The 21,654-nt window shown below is 38.7% G+C and carries 22 protein-coding genes; 18 read left to right on the top strand and 4 right to left on the bottom strand.

What is annotated here, in order from left to right; translation table 11 throughout:
* The first annotated feature begins 223 nt into the window (after positions 1 to 223).
* The 7 genes from Q8S11_RS13395 to Q8S11_RS13365 all read left to right on the top strand — a co-directional run bounded on the left by Q8S11_RS13395 (position 224) and on the right by Q8S11_RS13365 (position 7,666).
* Entirely contained in the window at positions 224 to 1,261 is a 1,038-nt protein-coding gene (locus Q8S11_RS13395) for an SDR family oxidoreductase (protein WP_305662621.1), read from the top strand.
* A 123-nt stretch (positions 1,262 to 1,384) separates the two neighbouring features.
* Positions 1,385 to 2,650 carry a voltage-gated chloride channel family protein gene (locus tag Q8S11_RS13390; RefSeq protein ID WP_305662620.1) on the top strand — a complete coding sequence of 422 codons (1,266 nt, stop codon included), beginning with the start codon at positions 1,385 to 1,387 and terminating at the stop codon, positions 2,648 to 2,650.
* A gap of 106 nt (positions 2,651 to 2,756) precedes the next feature.
* Positions 2,757 to 3,842, top strand: coding sequence for a PAS domain-containing sensor histidine kinase (locus tag Q8S11_RS13385; protein ID WP_305662619.1), 1,086 nt, complete (start codon positions 2,757 to 2,759; stop codon positions 3,840 to 3,842).
* A gap of 210 nt (positions 3,843 to 4,052) precedes the next feature.
* A complete protein-coding gene (locus Q8S11_RS13380) occupies positions 4,053 to 5,753 on the top strand; it encodes a SulP family inorganic anion transporter (protein ID WP_305662618.1) in 1,701 nt (566 codons plus the stop codon).
* Positions 5,754 to 5,868: 115 nt separating this feature from the next.
* Positions 5,869 to 6,078: a DUF2892 domain-containing protein gene (locus tag Q8S11_RS13375; RefSeq protein WP_305662617.1), complete on the top strand. Its 210-nt coding sequence runs from the start codon at positions 5,869 to 5,871 to the stop codon at positions 6,076 to 6,078.
* A gap of 209 nt (positions 6,079 to 6,287) precedes the next feature.
* Positions 6,288 to 6,740, top strand: a complete 453-nt coding sequence (locus Q8S11_RS13370; protein WP_305662616.1) for a DinB family protein — start codon at positions 6,288 to 6,290, stop codon at positions 6,738 to 6,740.
* Between the two features lie 77 nt (positions 6,741 to 6,817).
* Positions 6,818 to 7,666 (top strand): ATP cone domain-containing protein, encoded by an 849-nt coding sequence (locus Q8S11_RS13365; RefSeq protein WP_305662615.1) that lies wholly within the window; start codon positions 6,818 to 6,820, stop codon positions 7,664 to 7,666.
* 34 nt (positions 7,667 to 7,700) lie between these two features.
* On the opposite strand, the gene Q8S11_RS13360 is transcribed toward Q8S11_RS13365, so the two are convergent.
* Genes Q8S11_RS13360 through Q8S11_RS13350 form a run of 3 tightly spaced genes read right to left on the bottom strand, consistent with a single transcriptional unit; the run spans position 7,701 to position 10,712 of the window.
* Positions 7,701 to 8,375 (bottom strand): ABC transporter ATP-binding protein, encoded by a 675-nt coding sequence (locus tag Q8S11_RS13360; RefSeq protein ID WP_305662614.1) that lies wholly within the window; start codon positions 8,373 to 8,375, stop codon positions 7,701 to 7,703.
* A gap of 1 nt (position 8,376) precedes the next feature.
* Positions 8,377 to 9,636: an ABC transporter permease gene (locus Q8S11_RS13355; RefSeq protein ID WP_305662613.1), complete on the bottom strand. Its 1,260-nt coding sequence runs from the start codon at positions 9,634 to 9,636 to the stop codon at positions 8,377 to 8,379.
* Positions 9,633 to 10,712 (bottom strand): efflux RND transporter periplasmic adaptor subunit, encoded by a 1,080-nt coding sequence (locus tag Q8S11_RS13350; protein WP_305662612.1) that lies wholly within the window; start codon positions 10,710 to 10,712, stop codon positions 9,633 to 9,635. The genes Q8S11_RS13355 and Q8S11_RS13350 overlap by 4 nt, the downstream gene beginning before the upstream one ends.
* Before the next feature lie 401 nt (positions 10,713 to 11,113).
* Between Q8S11_RS13350 and cls the strand changes: the two genes are divergently transcribed.
* Both cls and Q8S11_RS13340 read left to right on the top strand, forming a co-directional pair.
* Positions 11,114 to 12,571, top strand: a complete 1,458-nt coding sequence (cls, locus tag Q8S11_RS13345; RefSeq protein ID WP_305662611.1) for a cardiolipin synthase — start codon at positions 11,114 to 11,116, stop codon at positions 12,569 to 12,571.
* Positions 12,572 to 12,761: 190 nt separating this feature from the next.
* Positions 12,762 to 13,793 carry an LLM class flavin-dependent oxidoreductase gene (locus Q8S11_RS13340; RefSeq protein ID WP_305662610.1) on the top strand — a complete coding sequence of 344 codons (1,032 nt, stop codon included), beginning with the start codon at positions 12,762 to 12,764 and terminating at the stop codon, positions 13,791 to 13,793.
* Between the two features lie 131 nt (positions 13,794 to 13,924).
* On the opposite strand, the gene Q8S11_RS13335 is transcribed toward Q8S11_RS13340, so the two are convergent.
* Positions 13,925 to 14,266, bottom strand: coding sequence for a YciI family protein (locus Q8S11_RS13335; protein WP_305662609.1), 342 nt, complete (start codon positions 14,264 to 14,266; stop codon positions 13,925 to 13,927).
* A gap of 142 nt (positions 14,267 to 14,408) precedes the next feature.
* Between Q8S11_RS13335 and Q8S11_RS13330 the strand changes: the two genes are divergently transcribed.
* The 9 genes from Q8S11_RS13330 to Q8S11_RS13290 all read left to right on the top strand — a co-directional run bounded on the left by Q8S11_RS13330 (position 14,409) and on the right by Q8S11_RS13290 (position 21,430).
* On the top strand, positions 14,409 to 15,530 hold the full coding sequence (locus Q8S11_RS13330) for an XdhC family protein (RefSeq protein WP_305662608.1): 1,122 nt from the start codon (positions 14,409 to 14,411) through the stop codon (positions 15,528 to 15,530).
* 4 nt (positions 15,531 to 15,534) lie between these two features.
* Positions 15,535 to 16,143 carry a nucleotidyltransferase family protein gene (locus Q8S11_RS13325; RefSeq protein ID WP_305662607.1) on the top strand — a complete coding sequence of 203 codons (609 nt, stop codon included), beginning with the start codon at positions 15,535 to 15,537 and terminating at the stop codon, positions 16,141 to 16,143.
* A 13-nt stretch (positions 16,144 to 16,156) separates the two neighbouring features.
* Entirely contained in the window at positions 16,157 to 17,137 is a 981-nt protein-coding gene (gene moaA, locus Q8S11_RS13320; RefSeq protein WP_305662606.1) for a GTP 3',8-cyclase MoaA, read from the top strand.
* 69 nt (positions 17,138 to 17,206) lie between these two features.
* Positions 17,207 to 18,406, top strand: coding sequence for a gephyrin-like molybdotransferase Glp (glp, locus tag Q8S11_RS13315; protein ID WP_305662605.1), 1,200 nt, complete (start codon positions 17,207 to 17,209; stop codon positions 18,404 to 18,406).
* 4 nt (positions 18,407 to 18,410) lie between these two features.
* A complete protein-coding gene (locus Q8S11_RS13310; RefSeq protein WP_305662604.1) occupies positions 18,411 to 19,142 on the top strand; it encodes a sulfite exporter TauE/SafE family protein in 732 nt (243 codons plus the stop codon).
* A 15-nt stretch (positions 19,143 to 19,157) separates the two neighbouring features.
* Positions 19,158 to 19,391: a MoaD/ThiS family protein gene (locus tag Q8S11_RS13305; protein WP_305662603.1), complete on the top strand. Its 234-nt coding sequence runs from the start codon at positions 19,158 to 19,160 to the stop codon at positions 19,389 to 19,391.
* 2 nt (positions 19,392 to 19,393) lie between these two features.
* Positions 19,394 to 20,503 (top strand): HesA/MoeB/ThiF family protein, encoded by a 1,110-nt coding sequence (locus Q8S11_RS13300; RefSeq protein ID WP_305662602.1) that lies wholly within the window; start codon positions 19,394 to 19,396, stop codon positions 20,501 to 20,503.
* A 7-nt stretch (positions 20,504 to 20,510) separates the two neighbouring features.
* On the top strand, positions 20,511 to 20,954 hold the full coding sequence (locus tag Q8S11_RS13295) for a molybdenum cofactor biosynthesis protein MoaE (RefSeq protein ID WP_305662601.1): 444 nt from the start codon (positions 20,511 to 20,513) through the stop codon (positions 20,952 to 20,954).
* A 2-nt stretch (positions 20,955 to 20,956) separates the two neighbouring features.
* On the top strand, positions 20,957 to 21,430 hold the full coding sequence (locus Q8S11_RS13290) for a DUF1801 domain-containing protein (RefSeq protein WP_305662600.1): 474 nt from the start codon (positions 20,957 to 20,959) through the stop codon (positions 21,428 to 21,430).
* The last annotated feature ends 224 nt before the right edge of the window (positions 21,431 to 21,654 follow it).

The raw sequence follows: 21,654 nt of genomic DNA, 5'->3' as shown, positions 1-21,654 counted from the left end.
CTTGCTCCGGTATACGAGCAACTATCTCTGAAAGGGGGTCAGCATCCGCCGGAATGGCATGCGTTTCAACGTGACTAAGCTATTTTGGTAGCCGCAAATTGATACCGCTTGGTGGGGTCAACATAGTCCGGAATATCCACAAACGAATGCCAAACAAGTAATCTACCTCAGTGGGATTGCCAATGCTGAGGACTTATCGAAACATTTGTCATCACGTAAAAATGTGGAATCTATATTATCAGGCTCCAAATTTGCACTCACAACCCTTAAAGCAGGCATTATCGTGGGATCGGGTAGTGCATCCTTTGAAATTATTCGGGATTTGGTTGAAAAATTACCCTTTATGATTACTCCACGCTGGTTGAAAACCAGGTGCCAGCCAATCGCCATCAGAAATGTGGTAGAATTTTTAAAGGGTGTAATGGGCAAAACCGAAACTTATAATAAGAGTTTCGACATCGGCGGACCAGATATTTTAAGTTATAAAGAAATGCTGTTGCATTTTGCAAAAATACGTGGCTTAAAGCGACGTATACTTATCGTACCCGTAATGACTCCCAAAATATCTTCTTACTGGTTGTATTTTGTGACCGCTACATCTTATGCACTCGCAAAAAATTTAGTAAACAGTATGAAAGTTGAAGTGATATGCGAACCCAATAACTTAGCCAAAATACTGGGTATAAAACTGATTGATTTTGACACATCCATAAAGCTCGCTTTCGACAAAATTGAACAAAATCAGGTACTTTCCAGTTGGAAAGATGCCCAATCAAGCGATATATTCAGGGAAGGATTTTCAAAATTTATTGAAGTTCCGGTTAATGGTTGCTTTAAAGACATCCGCACAATGAAGGTCAAAAACAGTCGGACATCATTGGAAAGAATTTGGGCCATTGGTGGTAAAAATGGTTGGTATTACGGTAACTGGCTATGGAAAATCAGAGGATTTCTTGACCAGCTTGCAGGAGGGGTTGGAATGCGGAGAGGAAGAAAAAGTGATACTGAAATAGCTTCTGGCGACGCCCTTGATTTTTGGCGGGTTCTATTAGCTGATAAAAAAGAAAAACGACTTCTATTGTATGCCGAAATGAAATTGCCCGGTGAGGCCTGGCTGGAGTTTAAAATAGACGAAAACGATATCCTCACTCAAACCGCCACTTTCAGACCTTTAGGTGTATTAGGACGGCTTTACTGGTATGCTGTTCTGCCTTTCCACGACTTGATTTTTAATGGGATGATCAAAAAAATTGCAGGATAATCATAGCTAAATAAAAACCAAAGCTTTCAGTAGTCATTATTTCTGAGATAAAACAAAAAAATTATACATTAGCCTCCATAATGCGATATCAGCCGCATACCCCTAAATCTGCATCATGGCAAAATGAATCAGCCAAATATTCAAAATAAAGTAAAAAGCCCACTGCTGGTTTATATCTTAAAATGGGTATCCCTTTCAATTTTTGTAGGAATTCTTTCAGGTACTGCCTCGGCCTTCTTTCTGGTTTCTTTAGATTGGGTAACTAATCTTCGGGAAAGCAATCTCTGGATAATTGCTTTATTACCGCTTGGCGGACTAATCATTGGCCTTGCTTACCATTATTGGGGTGCCGATGTAGTTAAAGGTAACAATCAATTATTGGAAGAGTTTCACAATACGAAACAGGTGATTCCGTTAAAAATGGCACCAATGATATTATTCGGAACATTGATCACACATTTGTTCGGTGGTTCTGCAGGAAGGGAAGGAACTGCAGTACAAATGGGTGCGGCAATCTCCGACCAGTTCAGCAAAATATACAAACTGGAACCCAAAGACCGGCAAATCCTGATTATCATAGGTATCAGCGCTGGATTTGCATCCGTATTCGGCACTCCAATCGCCGGGGCTGTTTTTGCTCTGGAAGTGCTGATTCTGAAAAAATTTCGTTTTGACGCAATTTTACCCAGCCTCTTAGCTGCCCTGATCGCTGATTATACCTGTACCGCCTGGAATGTAAGTCATACCCAATACAACATCCCTTATGTGCCTGCAATGAATACTGAAAACGTTTTCTGGGCAGTTCTGGCAGGCATCATTTTCGGACTTTCAGCGATGATTTTTTCCAAAACGACACATTTCTGGTCGGATCTATTTAAAAAGATAAGTTATGCCCCGATCAGGCCTTTTATTGGTGGGATTATTATTGCTGCAGTTATTTGGATAACAGGAAGTTATAAATATATCGGATTAGGCATACCCATCATAGAAAGCGCTTTCAAAACAGATCTTAATTCTTACGACTTTCTGCTAAAACTCTTGTTCACCTCCTTCACCATTGGAGCCGGATTCAAAGGAGGTGAAGTTACACCCTTGTTTTTCATTGGCGCTGCTTTAGGAAATTCTTTAGTCTGGTTTATCCCCCTACCTTTAGCCCTTCTTGCAGGAATGGGTCTGGTAGCAATATTTGCAGGTGCAAGCAATACCCCAATTGCATCAACAATTCTGGGAATTGAGCTTTTCGGTGTGGAAAGTATGTATTTCATTGGCATTGCCTGTGCCTTATCTTACCTGTTTTCAGGCAGTACCGGTATTTATACTTCTCAAATTAAAGGCGGACTTAAGCATCTGATCTACGATTGGCTCAAATCACAGAGGTTGAGGAATTAATTAATCACATCTGAGAATTTTATTTTCGTATTTAGCTGTAACTATCTAATCGTTAAATAATGAATCTTTTTTCTTAATTTTCCCAAACATTTACCAAATGTAAATCATGAAAAACCTAAGCCTGGATTCATACTCCCTGTATAAATTCGAGCATTTTTTCGAATTATCACCTGATTTGCTATGCATTGCAGGATTTGATGGATATTGGAAAAGAATCAACCCCTCCGTTTCTCATACTTTGGGATATACTGTCGAAGAGCTGACTTCCAGACCAATTACAAGTTTTGTTCACCCAGAAGACAAGATAAAGACAGACGAATCCCGTGAATTTTTAACAGAAAGCAATCCACTAATAAACTTTGAAAACCGGTATATCACAAAGGAAGGAAGAATTATTTGGCTTTCCTGGACCTCGATGCCTGTTGAAAAGGAAAAACTAATCTATGCCATAGCAAAAAATATAACTTACAAAAAGAAACTGGAGGAAGAAAGAAATCAGCAGCTCGCCAATCTAACAAAAAGCCATCAGGATTTAAAGCAATTGAGTTATGCTACTTCTCATGACCTCAGATCGCCAATAAATAACTTACTCTCATTAGTGGGTCTTCTGGATGATTCAAAAGTAGATGATCCCGAAATTTTACAGTACCTCACATTTCTGAAATCATCGGCAGAAAATTTAAGTGAGATCCTCAACAATTCTGTGGATGTTCTAACTCAAAAAGACCAATTAAATATTCAGGTCGAAGAATTAAACCTTAACCAGCATCTGAACTCGGTATTAGGTTCAATCCAGTCTATATTAGAGGGCTCAAATGTTAGTATAAATGCAGATTTTACTGAACTTGAAACGATCAAATTTAACAGAAATTACCTTGAAAGCATTTTGCTTAATCTGATTACCAACTCCATTAAATATGCCAGATCCGGTATCCCTCCTCATATAACAATTTGCTCCAGGAAGTCGAATGGACTTAGTCAATTGATTATATCTGATAATGGAATGGGCTTTGATATGGAAAAAGTCAGGGATAAGGTATTCGGTCTGAATCAAAAATTCCATAACCATCCTGATAGTAAAGGAATTGGATTATATCTGGTCTATAATCATATCACCAGCCTGGGGGGAAGGATTTCATTGGATAGTGCAATCAATGAGGGCGCTACCTTTACTATTTCGTTTAAGGATTAGAAATTAAACTATTAGCTTAAATATTTTCATGAACTCCTCAAAAAAGACAATGTGAATATCACCTTTTATCAGGTATATTTATATATGAAATTTATTCAGGTCTGAATAAGTTCTCATGACCCTCGATTTTGGTCATTTCGCACGATATAAAGCTATTATAGCCTATAATAGAGTCAATCCCGGGTTGATATCAAATGATAAAAATCTCTGATGCTTAAATATCTTAATAAGAAAATGAAACAGAATGATTTTACCCCGAAATTTATCTCTCTTCTTCATTCGGGAATCAGTAAGCAGCAGCTCAGTAAGGATATTTTAGCTGGAATAATTGTTGGCATTGTAGCATTACCACTGGCAATTGCTTTTGCGATCGCCTCAGGAGTATCCCCGGAAAAAGGACTTATTACAGCTATAATCGGAGGACTTATTGTTTCAGTTTTAGGAGGAAGCCGGGTACAGATTGGTGGGCCAACGGGTGCTTTCATAGTGATCGTTTATGCCATTGTTCATGAGCATGGTATTGATGGACTAACTATAGCAACATTTATGGCCGGTTTTTTAATGCTTGGAATGGGCTTTGCCAAACTAGGCAATTACCTGAAATTTATACCCTACCCGCTTATTGTTGGTTTTACTAGCGGAATAGCGCTGATCATTTTCTCATCACAAATAAAAGATTTTCTGGGATTGCCGATCCAGAGCTTACCACCGGATTTTGTCGACAAATGGATGGTATATGGGGATTATTTAGACCAGATTAACTGGATTGCATTCGCCATAGCGCTGGGAACTGTGTTATTATCCCTGAACTTTCACCGGATCAGCAAAAAGATCCCGGGATCAATCGTTGTAATTCTGTTAAGTACTGCTGTCGTATATTTTTTCAAACTGCCGGTTGAAACTATTGAGAGTAAGTTCGGAGAGATCCCAAACAAAATCTCAATGCCTACAGTACCGGGTATAGATTTTGCGACGATTAAACTTTTAATACAACCGGCTATTGCGATTGCCTTACTGGGAAGCATTGAGTCCTTACTTTCGGCGGTTGTTGCCGATGGCATGATTGGAGGCCGGCACCGTTCAAACATGGAACTGCTTGCACAGGGAGCCTCAAATATATTTTCCGGATTATTTGGAGGTATTCCTGTTACCGGTGCAATTGCCAGAACTGCAACCAATATTAAGAATGGAGGCAGAACTCCTGTTGCAGGAATTGTTCATGCTCTGGTCCTATTATTAATTATGCTTCTATTAGCACCGGTTGCTAAATTGATCCCACTTTCCTGTCTGGCTGGTATTTTGGTAGTTGTAGCCTGGCATATGGGTGAATGGCATCACTTCTTTTCAATGATGAAAAGCAACCGTATGGATGTGCTTGTGCTGCTTAGCTCATTCTTCCTTACTGTTTTCTTTGACCTGATTATAGCCATTGAAATAGGTATGATATTATCCAGTTTTATTTTTATGAAACGGATGAGTGAAGCCACGTCCATAAAGACTGCCGGAAATCTACTGGAACCTAAAACAGAAAATGAAGGAACACTGTTTGAAGAAGAACTTACAGAAATTCCCAAAAATGTACTGATCTATGAAATTAATGGCCCATTATTTTTTGGTGCATCGCAAAAATTTCAGGAAGTAATCACAGACCTCAACAAACAGCCTGAAATACTGATTCTGAGAATGCGGTATGTTCCCTTTATTGATGCAACAGGCATTAACAGACTCAAAGAAATGTGTACACAACTATTAGCTAAGGGAACAACAATTATTATTTCAGGGGCTAACCATGAAGTCAGACATGAACTGCTGAAAGCTCAATTATTTTCAATCATTGGTAAACATAATATTTTGTTAAACATCAATGAAGCATTACAAAGGGCAAAAGAGATAAGTAATATGAAAAAATAATCGGAAATTATATTAATCCAGACATAATAAGGTCAAAATCAGAGTTCTGACAAAAAAATTTTCAACCAAATAATAAAAGTATTTGGTATATTTATTTAACAAAAAACTTAAAACTATGAAAGCAAACATGGGTAATACCGACAAAATCATCAGGATTCTCGCTGCAATTTTAATCGGGGTTCTTTATTTCACACAATTAATCTCAGGAACACTTGCAATTGTGCTTTTGATCGTTGCAGGGGTTTTTATTCTGACTAGTTTTATGAGTTTTTGTCCATTGTACCTTCCTTTTGGACTTTCAACCATCCAAAAAGAGAAAAAGTAGAATTATCTTATCTATTCCGGCTCCGATTGACAAAAAAACAACTCGGTTAACAATTCTATGCTCTAGCTGTAAATTACCTGATGGCTCATTCTATCTACTAATTTTATTATCTATTTCTGATATTAAGATTGAATTAAAAAAAATTGAAACAAAATATATCCTTTAACGAATACATTCCGTAAAAGAGACTCACAAACGATATTTTACTTATGAGCAGTAATCAGCATTTTTTAAGACTGTGGGAAGAAGGACGGACCAGATTTTCAAAACTACTGGAAGAAATTAATGAAGAAGACCTGAAAAAAACCCTTGCTCCTGCTCCTAACTCTGCCGGCTTCATCATCAGGCATATTGCGGATGTAGAACTATTATTCGCAAAAAATGTATTTAAAACAGAGGGGATTCAGGTTCATGCCCAAACCATTATTGATCAAAGGGATACGGGTCAATGGCTCAATCTCAAGGATCTGCTTGAATACAACAAAAAAGCCTACGAGGGTTTAAAAACTGCGATTTCCATTCAAAACGATAATGCCTGGGAAGATTTTATTAACACCAAAGAATTTGGCACCAAAACCAAATCTGAAGCCCTCGGCCGAATTATTACTCATACTGCATACCACGCAGGACAATTGGCTATTATTTTAAAATATGGCCATTAAATTTGTCAAAACATTCTTATTTTGCCCAATCACCTAATTGAGCATTAAGAATTGTACGATTAATAATCCTGTAATTAATGAATTCCAAACAGATCTATGTCACCAAGATGTCGGGTGAGAAAGCACTCTTTGATGAAGAAAAGCTAAGAAATTCATTAAAACGTTCAAAAGCTGATAATGATGTCATCAACCAGGTAATTGAACAAGTTAAGTATGAACTTAAAGACGATATCTCAACAAGGGAAATTTACCGTATGGCATTTGCTTATCTGCGTAAGAAAGCCTCCCATTCTGCGGCCAGATACAAACTCAAACAATCCATACTTGAATTAGGTCCAACCGGTTTCCCTTTTGAAGAATATGTCAGTGAATTATTGAAATATAAAAACTATCGTACTGAAGTTGGAAATATAGTTGAAGGGCATTGTGTAAGTCATGAAATAGACATCATTGCAGAAAGGGAAAATCGTCATATTTTACTGGAATGTAAATTCCATAGTGACCAGCGTCGATTTTGCGATGTAAAAGTACCCCTGTACATTTATTCAAGATTTAAGGATGTAGAGCAGGAATTGAAGAAGAATAAGAGGCACAATGACACGGAGTTTTTAGGCGGACTGGTTACAAATACCCGATTTTCAAGTGATGCACTTAAATACGGTATTTGTATGGGAATGTACCTGATAAGCTGGGATTATCCTGTGGGAAAAAGTTTAAAATTTCTAATTGACCAATCGGGTTTACATCCTTTAACCAGTCTACTCACTTTAAGTAAATTTGAAAAACAACAATTGCTCGATAAAAGAATCATCTTATGTAAAAATCTGATCGGCAAGGAAAAAGTCCTTAGAGAAATTCAAATCTCAGAGCCACGGATCAAAAAAATAATTTCCGAAGTTGAAGATCTATGTAACCCAACTGAGTAAAACAACAGGGTTAATTTAGCTAATCACGCTACATTTAAATAATTCGTCCATCTTCCATCTCAATAATCCGGTGGGTTCGGGCGGCAAACTCATTATCATGAGTTACAATCAGGAGCGACTGATTATAGACTTCCGCCAGTTCCTGAAATATACCAAATACAATTTCACTGTTTTTTTTATCAAGATTTCCGGTAGGCTCATCGCCCATAATTATTAAGGGATCATTGATCAGGGCCCGGGCAATAGCTACACGTTGCTTCTGTCCGCCGGAAACCTGATTAGGTTTTTTTAAGGCCTCAGATTCAATACCAAGGATTTTCAATTTTTCGTAAGCTTTATGTTCCACTTCTGCTGCTGAATATTTCCCCAATTTCAAACCAGGAAGCATGACATTCTTTAAAACAGAAAATTCATTCAGAAGATAATGGAACTGAAAAACAAAACCAATTTTTTCATTTCTAACCATTGCAAGCTCGGCTTCCTTTTTGTCCCTCATACTTTCACCATCTATCAAAATTTCTCCTTCATAATCGGTATCCATTGTTGAAAGTATGTAAAGCAAAGTCGATTTTCCACATCCTGATTTACCGATTACGGAAACAAATTCGCCTCTATTGACAGAGAAACTAATCTCCTTAAGTACCTGAAAGGTAATTGGGTCATGAAAATATTTGGTCACATTTTTTGCCTCAAGAATTTTCTGATCCATCCTATTTTCCTCTTATTATAATTACAGGATCAATTTTACTGGCCTTCCGGGAAGGGAAGTAACCAGCTAAATAGGTCGTGACAATTGAAAAAACAGCTCCAATGATATAAAATGCTGGATTATAGTTTACAGGATAGGTTTTAATGGTAGGCAGAGAAGGCGTATTAAATGGAATCTGATCAATCAATGCAGAAAGACCGAAACCAAAAATTAGTCCGAGGATTCCTCCGAAAATACCAATACTAAGTGCGATGGTGATAAAGATTCGGTTCACATCCTTCCCTGAAAAACCAGTAGCCTTCAAAATTGCGATCGAATCCATTTTTTCATAAATCATCATATTTAAGATATTATAGATACCAAATCCGGCCACAATCAACAAAGTAATACCTACCGAGTAGGAAATTATGGTCCTTACTGAGCTGCCCGTTTCGAACTGGGCATTGGCTGTTTGAATATCAACTGCTTCCAAATCAAATAAATTCTGAAATTCCAATGCCATTGCAGGGGCCAGATTTATATCTTTCAACTTAACCTGAATATCTGTAATGTAGGAACCCGACTCAGCCAAAAGTTTCTGCGTGGTAGTGATCGAAGCATAACTCTGAGTATTGTCAATGTCCTGTAATCCGGATTGAAAAAATCCGACCACTTTCAATGACATTCTTTCTCCTCGGGATGTGGTTACCTGAATGACGTCACCTATGTCAGCAAGCATTTTTTCAGATAAACCTTTACCAAGAATAATGCTATTGGGAGTATTTTTAAGATCTACATAATTTCCTGCGCTTACATAATCCTGAAATAAAAATAATTTATTTTCAGCTTCTACATCTATGCCGTTTATTGCACCAGCCAGATCAACAGCACCAACATTATAGAATACCTGAGTGGTAATTTTAGGGGCAATACCAAGAATACGATCATCCTTTTGCAGATAATTCATGATTACAGCATTATTATAAATTTCAAGGCGTTCTTTTTTAGGTTTAACCGTACTTATAAAATTGTAGTGATCTTTATATTTCTCTGAAAGACTTACTGGTTGTTGAGCTGAAGGCTTGATTTCATTATACATACGGATATGAGGTGTCCGGTTGATAATTAAACCATCAAGCAGATCGTTTAAACCCGACATAAAGCTGAGAAGGCTGATAAACATCGTGATACTAAAGGTAACTCCAATTGCAGCAACCAGGGTTTGCTTCCATCGGGCAAGTAATAATGAACGGGAAACGTCGGCGATCAGTTTATGATTCATAATACGGGTTTTACCAACTCATCATCCTGCTTGATACCGGATAGGATTTCAACCTTTTGATAATCTTTTAATCCTGTTTTTACAGGTACGGTATCCCCGCTACTCTTAATCACCAGTGAGTCTTTGAGTAAATAAGTCCTTGGAATTAGTAATGCACCCGACTTCTCCTGAATTATAATATTAGCTTCAAATGTGATATTGGGATAAACCCGTTCGGGTTTTTGAATAAATTCAGCCTCAACTAAAAAAGTTTTATTTCTTTCATTCATCAGCGGATTGATACGAGTCACTACTGCCTCAAATACTTTCCCTTTATAACTATCAAGGTTGACTAATACCTTTTGTCCATTTTTGATCAATAGAATATCATTTTCGTCAACCTGCATCTCAAGAATAAATTTATCAGCTGATCCGATTACAGCAACTGAGCTTTGGGGGCTGACAATCTCGCCTTTCAGTTTATAAATATTATAAACAATACCATCTATTTCACTTTTTAAAGTATAATCATTTGCAAGTGTTTGAGAAATCGAAAGATTTTTTCTGGCCTGAGTTGCTGCAAAATTAAGTTGTCTTTTCAGATCATTATAACGTATTATAGCAGAATTATAAGAATTTTTTGAGTTTTGCCAGGCAAGCTCCCGTTGCTCCAGTTCAACCTTAGTCCCTATCTCCTGCTCCCATAAATTCTTCTGCCTGTAAAATAAAGCAGAATCATTTCGCATTTTATTCCCCGAAAATTCTATCAAAGAAGCGGCTTCGTTCAGCTTGCCCTGATTTGCAGAAAGCGCATTATAATCGGAGACAATCCTGGCACTTTCTGTATTCAGTTTCTGAACTTCATTAGAAACTGTCAGAATTGGATCCCCCTTTTTAACGGTATCACCTTCAAGGACAAAGATCTGATTAACAATTCCACTCACTGAAGCAAAAGCCTGGTACTGACCCTGACTTTTGAGGACGCCGGAAGCATAAACTGACTGTGATATAGATTCAATAGTTGGCTTGGTGGTTTCAACTGAATCTCCACAAGAAAAAAGAACTACTGAAAGAAAAACTAATATTCTGAAATTCATGAACAAATCTTAAATGCACAAAAATAATACTAAATAATACATAAGAATGTGACGCAGGTCTCATATTTATATTAAATCTTCAATAAGACCTGTAACATTCCCATTCTGATCAAATCAAATGCAAAATAACACAATCAATTGAGGACTATGCCATTCCCGATACGATGTTGGGAATCAAGGCATTTCTGTCGGATGTTAACGCAATAGCCTGGGCTGGAAACCTACAGTGAATCTTTGTCATTCTTGCTTTTTATGCAGATAAGAACAGAATAAGTAAAGAAACAAGGCAGATCCGGCTGGAATAACACCTGTTTAATTACAAAAAACCAAACAATATCCTACTTACAACCGGATTTAGCAGAAATACTATATCTTCATGCAAGATATTTTATAATATGTGAATGAACTGGCCGCTTATTTTACAGATCGTCTACCTGCTTGTTCTTATCCTGGTTTGCTTCCGGATAATTTATGATACACGAGCGAATGCAAAAAGCCTTGCATACCTTCTTTTTGCCATTTTTGTTCCCGTTATTGGTATGGTATTTTACTTCACTTTTGGAGTTAACTATCGTACCAGGAGGATGTACAGTAAGAAGTTAATCAAAAACAGTGAATTATCCGATAAACTGCGCGAAAAGATTTACCAGTATTCTAAACAAACATTTAATCTTAGTGATGCCACCGTTCAAAGTAATGAAGAACTGGCAACTTTAATTTTAAAAGACACACTAAGCCCCCTGACTTCTGATAATTCAATTAAACTGATGGTCAATGGGGAAAATAAGTTTCCGGATGTTTTAGAAGCTTTAAAAAATGCGAAAGATCATATCCACATTGAATATTATATTTTCGAAGATAATCATATCGGCAGGGAGATTGAGAATATCCTGATACAAAAAGCAAGGGAGGGTGTTCAAGTCAGGTTCATTTACGATGATTTCGGGAGCCGCGGTATTCGGAAAACTATGGTACCCAGAATGAGATCCTTAGGTATTCAAGCTTTCCCATTTTTCAAAATTCGCTTTATCACGCTCGCCAACAGGTTAAATTACCGGAATCATCGTAAAATAATTGTGATAGATGGAATTACTGCATTTGTGGGGGGTATCAATGTCAGTGATAGATATATCAATGACTTAAAGAAGCCTCATAAACTCTACTGGAGGGATACCCACCTCCGGATTGATGGGCCGGGAGTACAATACCTGCAATACCTCTTTCTATGCGACTGGAACTTTTGTGCTGAACTGGAGTTGGAACCCAACGATAGATTTTTTCCACCATTGAGTTCCATTCCTGTTAGCGGAAATAAAATCACACAAATTGCAGCAAGTGGACCGGATTCACCAAGTCCTGTCATTCTCTACGCAGTACTTCAGGCGATTAATCTTGCAAGCGAAGAAATTCTGATCACAAGTCCGTACTTTATTCCTAATGATAGCCTTCTGGATGCTCTGTGTATCGCAGCATTAGGGGGCGTAATAGTAAAAATACTGGTACCGATGAAGTCTGATTCGAAATTTGTTGATTACGCTGTCAGATCTTATTATTCTGACCTATTGAAGGCAGGCATTGAAATTTATCAATATTCAAGGGGTTTTATTCATGCTAAAACCATGGTTTGCGATGCTAAAATAGCGATGATTGGTACCGCAAATATGGATTCAAGGAGCTTTGACCTGAATTTTGAAGTTAATGCCATTGTTTATGATAAGCAGGTAGCTAATGAACTATCAGCTATATTTTATAAAGATTTGAAAGATTCTGTACAGTTGAATGAAACAGAATGGGAGAAAAGATCTGTTCTGCAAAAATTTATAGAAAAAACCGTCAGACTTTTTTCTCCTCTTCTTTAAAATGTTTTTTGCCTCAAAATATTTTTAAATTACCATTAAAATTGACAGCCTGATTACAATTTTGCAACGTGGCCTTTTCCCCCTTCCATATTTAAAAACGAGATTTGCATCGCGCTACAAGGATGATGGAATTCCTCTAAAACGGGCCTTTCCAATCCAATAGTGTTAATAAAACATTGAAAAATCTGATATGGAATTAGGTCTCTATACATTCGCCGATATGTTGCCGGATAAAACATCCAGAAGCAAAAACACTCATCAGCGTATACTTGATCTGCTTGAAGAAATTGAGCTTGCCGACCAGCTTGGGCTGGATGTATTTGGCATAGGTGAACATCACCGGCCTGATTATGCGGTATCTTCTCCAGCAATTATTCTTGCAGCGGCCGCAGTCAGAACCAAAACGATTAAGCTGAGCAGTGCTGTAACGGTGCTTAGCTCGGATGATCCGGTCAGGGTATTCCAGGATTTTGCAACTATAGATCAGCTATCAGGAGGCCGGGCAGAGATTATGGTGGGAAGGGGTTCATTTATTGAGTCCTATCCTTTATTTGGACATAGTCTGCAGGATTATGATGAGCTTTTTTCAGAAAAACTGGAACTGCTTCAGCAAATTAATCAACAGGAAGTACTGAGCTGGAAAGGCAAACACCGTCCTTCCTTTGATAATCGGGGAATTTATCCCCGCCCGTTTCAGGCTTCACTTCCGGTATGGATAGCCGCCGGTGGTACACCTGCATCTGCAGTCAGGGCAGCAAAACTGGGTCTTCCCCTGGCATTGGCTATTATTGGCGGTATGCCAGAACAGTTTGTCGGCTTCATTAATCTGTACCGTCAAACTGCGGAAAAGAGTGGAATTAAACTTGCAGAATTGCAAATAGGAATTAACTCACATGTTTATATCGCAGATAATTCTCAACAGGCAGCCGATGAATTATATCCATCTTATGCCACCATGATGAACCGTATCGGACAGGAACGTGGCTGGTCGCCATTAAGCCGGCAGCAATTTGAATACTCCCGCTCGGCAAAAGGGGCATTATTGGTCGGGAGTCCTCAAGAAGTAATCGATAAGATCCTGTATGAACATGAACTCTTCGGAAATACCCGCTTTTTGGCTCAGATGAGTATGGGGGATATGCCACATAAAAATATCCTGAAATCAATTGAATTATATGGTACAGTGGTGGCACCGGCGGTAAGAAAGGCATTGGGGAAATAAGGGGTATTTCCTGAACAGCCTACATTTTCTTTTTCTCCACTAATTCATGATATTTCAGATACTGGGGCAGGGCGGCAGAGCCATACCACTGAAAAAGTTCAGCATCAAGTAATTTTGATTGAACAGCCGGATCAGAATCTACCAAAAGCGCCCTCTTCTAGAGTAGCTGCATTCAGGATAAATAAGCCACGGTAGTTTTTGTCGTTTTTCCTCATTGGACCAGCTACAATCAGCTTTCCTGAATCTGCCAGGCGTTTAATGTTTTGCATATGCCCAATAAACAGACTGTCGCTGATCTTTCTCTCAGGACTATAGCCTCCTGTTTTAAGAATAACGAAGACATACATTTTCATTCCATAATCATCTCCACCCAGCGACTCGGCTAAAGCCTTGTCATATTTTGGATTATTACTTTGACCGAATGTAAACAAAGCTGAAAACATGAAAACTGCCGCAAATAATGTGCTTTTCATATGTAAAAATTTAAGATTTTTGTAAACTGATCCGATTATTTGTTATTCAAAATAACTTAATTTCAGATCAGACCCAAATCCCGTATTATTATACACATTAGACCTGATCAAATTTAATCGGGAAGGTATTTATTATTGAATAATGAAAGAAATTAAAGCTATAATTAAAGCATACGATGAACTGGATAAAGCCAGTCAGCAAGCTGCATTGGCAACTGTTGTTCGGGTAGAGGGTTCCTCATACAGGCGTACCGGAGCCCGCATGCTGGTGATGGACAATGGTACCTGGATTGGCGGGATCAGCGGGGGCTGCCTTGAAGGTGATGCTTTAAAAAGAGCCCGACTGGCGATCAACAGCTCACGACCAACCTTAATTACCTACGATACCAGTGAAGATGATCCGCATCAGATTGGTGTCGGACTGGGATGTAACGGGATTATTGATGTACTCTTTTCTCCTTTGGATTTCAACGATCCTCAAAATCCTGTGGAGTTATTAAAATCATGTCTTCAGGAAAGCAGAGACACCCATACACTGATTACAATTACAAATTTAATCGGCGAATGGCAAGTGCCAAAAACCGGTCAAATTATCAAATATAAAGGATCCGGCAGTCTGAATTTTTTTGGAGACAGAATCCTAGAGACTGAAATAGATAAGCAAATTCAGTATCAGATATCTGAAAACAAGTCGGCTCCACAGAGCTTCGAAAGTGCGGAAGGCAGAAAAGCCGATCTCTTTATTGAGATTTTACCCCCTGAGATCCATGTCGTACTAATGGGCCATCAGTACGACGTGTATCCAATGAGCCGTTTGTTTAAAGAGCTGGGCTGGCGAGTGAGTATTGTGGCTGAACTGATTAAAGTTAATTCATTATTTAAAGGTATTGCAGATGAAATCAGGGCACCCGCTGAATTTTCTGAATTGATCATTGACTACCATACAGCTATCATTCTTATGTCGCATGATTATAAAACAGATAAAAAAAATCTCCCAAAAGCATTAAGCACATCCGCAGCTTATATTGGCATGCTGGGACCGAGGGTCCGTTCAGAGAAAATATGGGCCGAATTAGAGCATGAAGGACGAGTGATAGGAGGTGATGAAATGACAAGAATCTATGCCCCGCTTGGTCTTGATATCGGTGCGGTTAATCCTGAAGAAATCGCTTTATCACTGGCTGCAGGGATCAGAGCTGCATTTTCAGGGAGGGATGGCAGTTTTTTAAGGAACAGAAGATCACCTATTCATCCAAGAAATTAAGAAGATGACACCATCAAATGAACTAATTGGTAAATACGCCATAATTATTTTGGCTGCTGGGCGATCCGCACGATTGGGCAGTGCGAAGCAGTTACTCAGCTACCATGGAAAAAACCTTCTGCAGCATACCATTGATACTGCCCATGAAAGCCAGGCCGGGCCAATAATTGTCGTACTGGGTTCAGATATGGACGAAATTGCTTCCAATATTAATCCACTTCATCTTACGATCGTTAAAAATCCAGACTGGGAAAGTGGCATGTCATCATCTATAGTTACCGGAATAAATACACTGAAAAGTTTGTACCCGGATACAGATTCTGTGATCCTGATGGTATGCGATCAGCCATTTGTCAATGCAAAATTATTGAATGACCTGATCAAGAAAAAGGAAGAAAGCGGCAGCACTATTGTAGCCAGCAGCTATGAAAATATACATGGTACTCCTGCCCTGTTTCATAAAAATCATTTCAATGAACTTTCTGCTTTGAATGGGGATGCCGGAGCAAGGTATCTGATAAAAAAGTATAATGAATCAATTCAGACTATTCCATTTGATCAGGGTAGTATTGATATTGATACAATTGATGATTACATAAATTTGATGAAATAGCGTACTTTTATCCATGCTCATTGATTCATTTGACCGGGTTCATAACTATCTGAGGATCTCTCTTACAGACAATTGCAATTTGCGTTGCTTCTATTGCATGCCCGAAGAAGACTATGAATTTACCCCACATTCAAGGCTTATGCAGCCCGATGAAATTGAAACATTGGCCAGGCTTTTTGTCGATAATGGTGTAAATAAAATCCGGCTCACGGGTGGTGAACCCCTGGTACGAAAAGATGCTGCAGATATAATTCTTCGTCTGTCAAAATTACCTGTCAAACTCACACTTACTACCAATGCTACCCGCCTGCATGATTTTGTCAATGTACTTGATGAAGCAAAAGTAAGTTCACTAAATATCAGCCTGGACACGCTTGACCCTGATAAATTCAACATCATTACCCGCAGAGACAGCTTCAAAAAGGTAATGGACAACATAAATCTGATGATCGGCCGGAATTTTCATGTAAAAGTGAATGTTGTTGTTATGAAAGGAATGAATGATCATGAGATTAATGACTTTGTTGCCTGGACAAAAGAAGTACCTGTGCATGTCCGTTTCATAGAATTTATGCCTTTTGAAGGTAATCGATGGACCAGCAACCAGGTGTTCACCTGGAAAGAAATGCTGGAAGAAATCAACAGGAAGTATAGTCCCTTAGCGCTGAAGGGTGACCTCCATGATACGGCAAAAAAATATAGCATTGAGGGCCACAAAGGTACTTTTGCCATTATCAGTACAATGAGTTCTCCCTTCTGTGCGGGCTGCAACCGGATGAGGCTTACTGCCGACGGCAAAATGAAAAATTGTCTTTTTTCAAAGGAAGAAACCGACCTGCTTACTGCACTTAGGAAAGGGGAAGATGTATTACCACTCATCAAAGAAAGTATTGCTTCAAAAGCCAAAGAATTGGGAGGGCAGTTCACTAAAGACTTTGAAAACATCCATATAGAAGATCTTCATAACAGAAGTATGATCAGTATTGGAGGATAAGACTATTGTCCCGATTGCCAATACCCGCATTTTATAGAAATTCAATTTTTTTAAACAAATTCAATCAGAATGCCGGCAGAATTTATTGAAGTTTCAGAAGCACTAAAAATGATCAGGGAAAATATTAAAAGTCCAGATCCAATAAAAATTTCTATTTCATCTGCAGCAGGCTTAATCCTCGCAGAAGACATTTATTCGCTAAGAGACGTACCCCCATTCAATCAATCTTCAATGGATGGATATGCCTTGAACTTTGAAGGTTATAATCAACATAATACCCTTAAAATTCAAGGTCTTGCTCAGGCAGGACTGGCTGAACAAATACCCTTGCAGGCACAGAACACCTGCCGGATTTTTACAGGAGCTGCAGTTCCCCCCGGAGCAGACACGGTTGTTATGCAGGAAAAAGTTGATATTCTGGACGGAAAACTAATTATTAAAGACAGTAATATATTAGCTGGCCAGAATGTAAGAATTCAAGGTTCTGAAGCAAAAAAGGGTGAACTCGCACTAGAAAAAGGCAGTTTACTGAATGCAGCGGCGATTGGCTTTCTGGCCGGTCTGGGTATTCATGAACTGATGGTATACCCAATGCCAACTATAAGTATCATCCTTACAGGCAATGAACTTCAGCAACCAGGCCTCCCTCTTAGCTATGGCCAGGTTTACGAATCTAATTCTTACGCATTACGAGCCGCAATCAGGGAAATGGGAATATTGAACGTAGATGTATTTTCAGCCGAAGATGACCTTAAAATTCTGACAGAAGTTTTGGCAATTGCCATGCAACAAAGTGATCTGGTTTTACTGACAGGAGGCGTTAGTGTAGGTGACTATGATTTTGTAATTCGTGCAGCTGAAGCAAACGGAGTGGAACAGGTTTTTCATAAGATCAGACAAAAACCAGGCAAACCAATTTATTTTGGTAAAAAGGGTGATAGATACATTTTCGGTTTGCCCGGAAATCCTGCATCAGTATTAACCTGCTTTTATGAATATGTCTATCCTGCAATCGAACTGTTAAGCAAGCGGGAGAAAGATCTGATCAGGATGAATGCAATTCTGGAAACAGATATAAAAAAATCGGCAGGTCTTACCCAATTTCTAAAAGCATATTTTGACGGGAAAACCGTAAAAGACTTAAAAGCACAGGAATCTTTCAGACTCAGTTCATTTGCAAAAGCCAACTGTCTGATCAAACTCGATGAGGATCGAATTGAATACAAGGCCGGAGAGGAAGTAGAAATTCATCTTTTACCATCGTTTTGAGAGAATGGAAAGTATCTACATCTTTTACATTTTATTATTTTTTGTTGCCTTCTTATACTCCTCAGTTGGACATGGAGGTGCAAGTGGATATCTAGCTCTTATGGCTATTTACTCCATTTCACCAGAGGTGATGAAGCCTACAGCATTGCTGCTAAATCTCTTTGTTTCCCTAACCTCATTTTATCAGTTTTACAGGGGAAAGCATTTTAAATGGAATATATTTCTGCCGCTTGCGATTGCATCGGTACCGATGGCCTTTGCCGGCGGGTTAATCAGTATAGAGGCTGATTTTTACAAAAAAATCTTAGGTTTACTCCTCCTCATTCCGGTAATCCGCTTCTTTTTCTTTGCCAACTTCCAATCAGAAGATATCCGAAAGAACAATCTTTTCCTGTCCATACTGATTGGCTCGTCTATCGGATTTTTATCCGGCCTGATTGGAATTGGTGGTGGTATCATTCTTTCACCAGTCTTACTGCTGCTGAAATGGACAGATCAGAAACAGACAGCAGCTATCAGTGCTTTATTTATTTTTGTAAACTCATTCTCAGGCCTGGCAGGTCATCTGAGTAAGGGCATTCAATTTAGTCCGGATATGATAAGTTACGTTGTAATTGCTTTTGCAGGAGGCTTATGCGGATCTTATTTTGGTTCATTAAAGTTTAACCAGAATATTTTAAAAAATACACTGGCAATTGTACTGCTGCTGGCCGGAATAAAGCTTATTTTTACATAAAAAATTACGAATAATATGCAGGTACATCTTACTTTATTCGGGCAGCTCGCAGATATCACAGGAAAAACAGAAATGATCCTTCATGATATCCCTGACACAGAAACACTGATTAAAACTCTGAATGAAATGTACCCGCCTCTGGCAAATGCCAAATATGCCATTGCTTTAAATAAAAAAGTAATCAAAGGGAACACCATTTTGAGCGGAGACAATAACATCGCATTCTTACCACCATTTTCGGGAGGCTGATCATGAGCAATCCCTCAAAGAACGATAGATACCAGCGCCAGATCTCTCTAAAAGAGCTTGGTGAAATAGGCCAGCAAAAACTAAAGGATGCCAAAGTGCTGGTCATTGGTGCAGGTGGTTTAGGTTGTCCTGCTTTGCTTTATCTGGCAGGTGCAGGCGTTGGCAGGATTGGTATTGTAGATTTTGATCTGGTTACTTTGAACAATCTTCACCGGCAGGTTTTATTTTCTGTACATGATATCGGTCTTTCAAAAGCTCTGAGAGCCGGGGATGTGCTGGAACAGATCAATTCGGATATCGAGATCATTGTATTCAACGAAAAACTAAGTACTTTAAATGCCCTTGAAATAATCAAGGGCTTCGATATTATTCTGGACGGCACTGATAATTTCGCCAGCAGATATCTTATTAATGATGCTTGTGTGATTCTGAAGAAAACTCTGGTTTATGGTGCAATATCCCGTTTTGAGGGGCAGATAGCTGTGTTCAATCATCTTTCAGAGACAAAAATAGCAGTCAATTACCGTGACCTTTTCCCTTTAGCTCCTGCAGATGGAGAAGTTTTAAATTGTGAGGAAGCCGGTGTGATCGGGGTTCTTCCCGGAATCATTGGAACCATGATGGCCAATGAAACTATTAAACTGATCACCGGTATTGGAAATGCCCTGATCAACCGTTTGCTAACCTACAATTCGCTCAACAATCATTTTTTTGAGATGGAATTAATCGCAATGCCTGAGACCGTAAAAATGATTCCGGAAGATGCCGTTGCTTTTAAGGAATTCAACTATGATTGGTTTTGTTCAGTTCATTCAGCCTTTGAGCTGAGTCAGCAAGAGTTTGAAGAAATTAGAAACGATAAAAACATCCGGTTTGTGGATGTGCGGGAATCAGGCGAAACACCCAAAGTTGAAGACTTTGAGCATATTAATATTCCTTTTAGTCGCTTGCAGCAACAAATTCCTGATATTGATGCTAAAACAATTGTCCTATTTTGCCAAAGCGGCAAACGAAGTGCAGGTGCTGCCGAGATCCTATCAAAACATTTTGGTAAATCCAGAAAAATTTATAGTTTAAAAGATGGAATCGCGGGATGGCAAAAATCCAAATAGCAACACAATGTCAGATAGAAAACCTAAAAATATCTTCAGTCAGGGAGCCATTCCTGCAATATTCATTGCCGAAAGTATACAAAAACACAGTAGCCAGACAGCTATTGGAGGACACAGCATATTTCTGGGTCAGGTACGGGCAGATGAGACCGATAAGGGAAAAGTAAGAGCTATTGATTTTACTGCCTTTGAAGATATGGCAATTGAAAAAATGCATCTGATCAGGGAGGATATTTTTGCCAAATATCCATTAACATGTATGCATGTACATCACAGTCTTGGAGAGGTGAAATCCGGTGAAATTTGCTTATTTGTATTCACCTCATCCGCCCACCGAAAAGCAGCAATGGATGCCTGCAATGAAACCGTAGAACGATTAAAAGCAGAACTCCCGATTTGGGGCCGGGAGGTTATGGAGGATAATTCCCATCAATGGAAAGTAAATAATTAAAAATGCAATCCGCAGCATTGACCCCTCAGGAATTTTTCGATTCCCTTGCGGAAGACCGGATAGATGGGATGAACAAATTGAGAAAAGTCATTCTTGAAAATCTGCCGAAAGGCTTCTCTGAAGAAATGAGCTATGGAATGATTGGCTATGTTGTTCCTCATTCCATTTATCCATCAGGATATCATTGCAATCCTAAATTGCCCCTACCATTTATGGGGCTTGCTTCTCAGAAAAATTTTATTGCCTTTTACCATATGGGGCTTTATGCGGATGAAAAACTCATGCACTGGTTTCTGGAAGAATATCCCAAACATACTTCCGCAAAAAAGGATATGGGAAAAAGCTGTTTACGGTTTAAAAAATCAGAGCAGATTCCATATGCACTGATTGGACAACTGGTTCAAAAAATTAACGTTCAGGACTGGATTGAGATTTATGAAAGAAACTTCAAGAATAAAGCGGTAACGAAGTTGTAGATTATAAGTTGTAGGTTATAAGTTATAAGTTTTCGAAAATTTACCAATTAACTATAATTGAATTAGTTAGCTGCTTAGTAATTTTCAATTCTCAACCATTGCTGTCCGGTTAAATTCTGTACCGGGCATAATATCTCGATAAAGGTTTAACAGACTCACATTCTAGCTAATTTCAAAATAAGAGGCCCACTCTCAACCTTTCCTCCCTCCATTGCCGGGGGGCG

This window comes from Daejeonella sp. (genome assembly GCF_030695525.1).
Classification (GTDB): Bacteria; Bacteroidota; Bacteroidia; order Sphingobacteriales; family Sphingobacteriaceae; genus Daejeonella.
Note: the sequence above shows the minus strand (reverse complement) of the source record. Positions and strands in the feature narration are given on the sequence as shown.

Coding starts and splice junctions, on each gene's coding strand:
- Q8S11_RS13390 (WP_305662620.1), top strand. CDS start 1,385: ATGAATCAGCCAAATATTCAAAATAAAGTAAAAAGCCCACTGCTGGTT.
- Q8S11_RS13385 (WP_305662619.1), top strand. CDS start 2,757: ATGAAAAACCTAAGCCTGGATTCATACTCCCTGTATAAATTCGAGCAT.
- Q8S11_RS13380 (WP_305662618.1), top strand. CDS start 4,053: ATGCTTAAATATCTTAATAAGAAAATGAAACAGAATGATTTTACCCCG.
- Q8S11_RS13375 (WP_305662617.1), top strand. CDS start 5,869: ATGAAAGCAAACATGGGTAATACCGACAAAATCATCAGGATTCTCGCT.
- Q8S11_RS13370 (WP_305662616.1), top strand. CDS start 6,288: ATGAGCAGTAATCAGCATTTTTTAAGACTGTGGGAAGAAGGACGGACC.
- Q8S11_RS13365 (WP_305662615.1), top strand. CDS start 6,818: ATGAATTCCAAACAGATCTATGTCACCAAGATGTCGGGTGAGAAAGCA.
- Q8S11_RS13360 (WP_305662614.1), bottom strand. CDS start 8,375: ATGGATCAGAAAATTCTTGAGGCAAAAAATGTGACCAAATATTTTCAT.
- Q8S11_RS13355 (WP_305662613.1), bottom strand. CDS start 9,636: ATGAATCATAAACTGATCGCCGACGTTTCCCGTTCATTATTACTTGCC.
- Q8S11_RS13350 (WP_305662612.1), bottom strand. CDS start 10,712: ATGAATTTCAGAATATTAGTTTTTCTTTCAGTAGTTCTTTTTTCTTGT.
- cls (WP_305662611.1), top strand. CDS start 11,114: ATGAACTGGCCGCTTATTTTACAGATCGTCTACCTGCTTGTTCTTATC.
- Q8S11_RS13340 (WP_305662610.1), top strand. CDS start 12,762: ATGGAATTAGGTCTCTATACATTCGCCGATATGTTGCCGGATAAAACA.
- Q8S11_RS13335 (WP_305662609.1), bottom strand. CDS start 14,266: ATGAAAAGCACATTATTTGCGGCAGTTTTCATGTTTTCAGCTTTGTTT.
- Q8S11_RS13330 (WP_305662608.1), top strand. CDS start 14,409: ATGAAAGAAATTAAAGCTATAATTAAAGCATACGATGAACTGGATAAA.
- Q8S11_RS13325 (WP_305662607.1), top strand. CDS start 15,535: ATGACACCATCAAATGAACTAATTGGTAAATACGCCATAATTATTTTG.
- moaA (WP_305662606.1), top strand. CDS start 16,157: ATGCTCATTGATTCATTTGACCGGGTTCATAACTATCTGAGGATCTCT.
- glp (WP_305662605.1), top strand. CDS start 17,207: ATGCCGGCAGAATTTATTGAAGTTTCAGAAGCACTAAAAATGATCAGG.
- Q8S11_RS13310 (WP_305662604.1), top strand. CDS start 18,411: ATGGAAAGTATCTACATCTTTTACATTTTATTATTTTTTGTTGCCTTC.
- Q8S11_RS13305 (WP_305662603.1), top strand. CDS start 19,158: ATGCAGGTACATCTTACTTTATTCGGGCAGCTCGCAGATATCACAGGA.
- Q8S11_RS13300 (WP_305662602.1), top strand. CDS start 19,394: ATGAGCAATCCCTCAAAGAACGATAGATACCAGCGCCAGATCTCTCTA.
- Q8S11_RS13295 (WP_305662601.1), top strand. CDS start 20,511: ATGTCAGATAGAAAACCTAAAAATATCTTCAGTCAGGGAGCCATTCCT.
- Q8S11_RS13290 (WP_305662600.1), top strand. CDS start 20,957: ATGCAATCCGCAGCATTGACCCCTCAGGAATTTTTCGATTCCCTTGCG.